The sequence below is a fragment of the Streptomyces sp. AC555_RSS877 genome (genome assembly GCF_019049245.1).
In the GTDB taxonomy this organism is placed as follows: Bacteria; Actinomycetota; Actinomycetes; order Streptomycetales; family Streptomycetaceae; genus Streptomyces.
In genome coordinates this window covers 1-3,914 of the sequence record NZ_JAGMUK010000031.1, presented here as the reverse complement: position 1 = coordinate 3,914, position 3,914 = coordinate 1, and the positions used below count along the sequence as shown (strand labels likewise).

Genomic DNA, 3,914 nt, shown 5'->3' with positions numbered 1-3,914 from the left:
ATCGGAAGGCACAGCTCGCCAACTCGAGTGCTCATCCGTCAGCAGAAGCGTTGAGCACATCAGGCATGGAGATCACGATCTACGGCTGGAGTACTAGTACTCCAGCAGCGGTTCGCTATCTGGCCTGGTCAGAAGCATCGTCGGGAGTGTAGTGGGCTGATGGCGTGTCAGGGGCGGTCTTCCCGGACCGCCCCTCCAACGAGTGGCATCGAGAACTGTCCGAGCTGTGATGAGGGCAGCCTCCCCGCGTGATCGACGACCTTGCCGACGCGACCTGGGACCGTGACCTCGACGACCTCTTCCTGCGTATCGGCCACCGCTTCGGCCGCGCAGACCTACGACGACGCATGCGCGACTACGTCCGCGCCCTGCTCGGCCCGGTCGGCCGCAAAAACGGCTGGCAACTGGCCGAACACGCAGGCCACCGCACCCCCGACGGCCTGCAACGGCTCCTGAACGGAGCCACCTGGAACGCCGACGACGTCCGCGACGACCTGCAGACATACGTCGCCGACAACCTCGGCGAAACCGACGGGGTCCTCATCCTCGACGACACCGGCTTCGTCAAGAAAGGCACCACCTCCGTGGGCGTGCAGCGCCAATATTCCGGCACCGCCGGCCGCACCGAGAACTGCCAGATCGGCGTCTTCGCCGCCTACGCCACCACCCGCGGACGCGCCCTGGTGGACCGCGAGCTGTATCTGCCCAAGTCCTGGACGGACGACCGCGAACGTTGTCGCGCCGCCAAGGTTCCCGATGAGAGGACCTTCGCCACCAAACCAGAACTGGCCAGGGCCATAGTGCTGCGCGCACTCTCCTCGCCGCTGCCGATCGGCTGGGTGACCGCGGATGCCGCCTACGGGCAGGAATGGCGCTTTCGCCGGATGCTGGAAGAAACCGCCGTCGGCTACGTGTTGGCTGTCCCGAAGTCCCAGCAGATACCGCGCTTTGGCCTTGTCGACCACCTCTTCACGCAGGCGCCTGACGAGGCATGGGAGAAGCACTCGTGCGGCGACGGCGCCAAAGGCCCGCGTGTCTATCACTGGGCTGCTGTCCAGCTCCCGGTGATCGAGGACTTCGACGGCGAGCGGCCCACCCATCACCGCTGGGCGCTGGCCCGGCGCAGTATCAGCAGACCCGATGAGATCGCCTACTACCTCGGTTATGCCCCGGTGGGCACCGGCGTCGACCGGCTCGTGAGCGTTGCCGGGCGCCGGTGGGCGATCGAGGAATGCTTTCAGGCCGCGAGAACGAGTGCGGCCTGGATCAGTACGAGGTCCGCCGTTACGTCGGCTGGACGCGGCACATCACCCTAATCCGTGATTAAGGGCTGTCCCGTAACCGTGGGGTGGCGTTGGGGGGGTAACACCGACGACCGGTGGTTAGCCGAAGAGCAGGTCGACGTCCCTCTCGATGCAGAACTGCAGGACGACCACCAACTCGCGGACGTCCTGGATGCGGCGTTGCCAGGCTGGATCGAGTCGGTCATCCTGCGGCTGCTCAGCGATCTCCCTGAGACGGGGCAAGATCGCCGCGCATTGCGTCGGCTTGAGGTCGGGGCCGTCGTCGTCAGGGTGGTCGAGAAGCGGCGTCAGCGTGGTGGAGACTTCGCTCCAGGGACGCTCTCCGCCGAAGCCGCGCATCTCGTCAAGGGTGAACCCTTCGATCTGTGCCACCCACTCACGGAACATTCCGAAGCCGGTGTAGGACCAGGAGACGTCCGGGCTGTCGGTGTTGTCGTCGCCCGGGAGCAGAACAAGTCCCACCGTGTCCTCCTCATTGGCCGAGCACACAGGATCGGCCGTGGGAGGGGGAGCCTGCAACTGGAATGATCACCTTGTGGCTGGTGTGATCACGGCGTCCGAGCCGTCCTGGATAGGCCCGTTCACCGGGCTGAGCCCGCGCTGTTTCGCCAAGTTGGTGACTGCAGTCCGCCGTGAGACCAGGGTCGAGGCCCAGCGAGGACGCCCCTGGGGACTGTCGCTGGAGGACCGCATCCTGCTGGTCGCCGCCTACTGGCGCACGAACTTGACGCTGCGCCAACTCGCCCCGCTTTTCGGCATCTCCAAGTCCGCAGCCGACCGAGTCATCCGTCATCTCGGCCCGAAACTCGCGCTTCAGCCGCGCCGGCGGTTCCGCAAGGACACCGTGCTCATCGTGGACGGCACCCTGGTCCCCACCCGCGACCACACCGTTGCCGAGCAGTCTAAGAACTACCGGTACTCCACCAACCACCAAGTCGTCATTGATGCCGACACCCGCCTGGTCGTCGTGGTCGGCCGCCCGCTGCCAGGCAACCGCAATGACTGCAAGGCATGGGAAGAGTCCGGCGCGAAGTTCGCCGTCGGCAAGACCGTGACGATCGCCGACGGCGGTTACCCCGGCACTGGACTCGTCATGCCCCACCGCCGCCGCAGGGGCGAGGAACTGCCGGCCTGGAAGGAAGCCCACAACAAGTCCCACAAGCAGGTACGCGCCCGTGTCGAGCACGCCTTCGCCCGGATGAAGACCTGGAAAATCCTGCGCGACTGCCGTCTCAAAGGCGACGGCGTTCACCATGCCATGCTCGGCATCGCCCGACTGCACAACCTCATCCTCGCCGGATAGACGAGCGGTTCCGCACAGCGACCCATCATCCTTCGAGCGACCCGTAGATCATTACGGGACAAGCCTTAGGGCGGTCTGGAGGCCATCAAAAGCTCTGTGGATCGTTCGAATATCGGGCACACAGCCTGAATGGCGCCGGACGGATGCCTTGTTGCCTACCGGCTCTGAGGCCTTGGTAGAGAGCGGCGGCGTCCGGTGTGCTCGAGGTCCACCACTGCGATCGGTGCTGGTGCCCGTGGACGCCGGGCGGACGGCTTACATCACCACGCCCTCCGAGGGCCCTGGCCAGACAGTTCGCCGCCCGGCGCCTTCATGCGTCAACACCCGCCGCCTGATCACTCGTTGGTGTTGTGGTGTGAGCCCGTCGCACGGTGACCTCTTGATACTCCCGAGTCGCCTGAACTCCCTCACAGACCGGGGCCCGTGGGACGAGCTGGTGCCACGAACGGCTACCGAGGTGTCGGCCCGGCTTGTCCGAGGCCTGGGATTAGGGCGCCGCGTGGTCCCGCATGAGCTCGCTACCAGCACAAACAGCATCATGGGGAGGAACCTGTCTTGATCTACTGCGGCATCGACTGGGCGGAACAGACACACGACATCGCCCTGGTCGACGACACTGGCCAGTTACTGGCCAAACGACACATCACCGACGACGCAGCCGGTTATAAGATCCTGCTGGATTTGCTTGCCGAGCATGGGGACACCCAGGAAGCTCCGATCCCGGTGGCGATCGAGACCTCATGCGGACTCCTCGTGGCCGTGCTGCGCACCGGCGAACGCCAGGTATTCGCGATCAACCCGATGGCCGCCGCCCGCTACCGCGACCGGCATTCTGTCTCGCGCAAGAAGTCCGACCCGGGTGACGCTCTGGTACTGGCGAACATCCTGCGGACTGACATGCATGCGCACCGGCCGCTGCCGCAGGACAGCGACCTGGGCCGCGCGATCGCGGTTCTGGCGCGCGCCCTGGCTCCCAAAGCCCCGGCTTGGATGGCCGGGGCGGCATTCCTCAGTGTGGCTTTGTTAGTGGAACCTGACACCACTTGTCGCTCAGGGCCGAGAACGCCTTGTTTCGCCGGAGGGCGATGTCTGTGAGTTCTGGCAACACTTGAGGGCTTGCGGTGGGAGCATGGACGTGCTCTGCGGGATGAGGCTGCGATGGCGCCACCGAAATCCAAGGTCGACTTGTACGCGGCGATCCGCCGTGATGCCCGGGCAGGGATGTCGTACCGGGCCTTGATGCGTGAGTACGGAGTCGGATTCCGCACGGTGAAGGCCGCGTTGGAGTCGGTCTGGCCAGAGCCGCG

3 protein-coding genes and 1 pseudogene are annotated in these 3,914 nt (G+C 65.5%); 3 read left to right on the top strand and 1 reads right to left on the bottom strand.

Going from position 1 to position 3,914, the window contains the following annotated elements; all coding sequences use genetic code 11:
• The first annotated feature begins 248 nt into the window (after nt 1-248).
• Nucleotides 249-1,316, top strand: coding sequence for an IS701 family transposase (locus tag KUM49_RS14980; RefSeq protein WP_308406626.1), 1,068 nt, complete (start codon nt 249-251; stop codon nt 1,314-1,316).
• A gap of 66 nt (nt 1,317-1,382) precedes the next feature.
• Here KUM49_RS14980 and KUM49_RS14975 read toward each other — a convergent pair whose 3' ends face one another.
• Nucleotides 1,383-1,766, bottom strand: coding sequence for a hypothetical protein (locus KUM49_RS14975; protein WP_217237327.1), 384 nt, complete (start codon nt 1,764-1,766; stop codon nt 1,383-1,385).
• A 73-nt stretch (nt 1,767-1,839) separates the two neighbouring features.
• On the opposite strand from KUM49_RS14975, the gene KUM49_RS14970 reads away from it, so the two are divergent.
• Both KUM49_RS14970 and KUM49_RS14965 read left to right on the top strand, forming a co-directional pair.
• Entirely contained in the window at nt 1,840-2,607 is a 768-nt protein-coding gene (locus KUM49_RS14970) for a transposase (RefSeq protein WP_217237326.1), read from the top strand.
• A gap of 555 nt (nt 2,608-3,162) precedes the next feature.
• A pseudogene (locus KUM49_RS14965) lies at nt 3,163-3,573 on the top strand (transposase); the annotation flags it as partial.
• Nucleotides 3,574-3,914 lie beyond the last annotated feature (341 nt).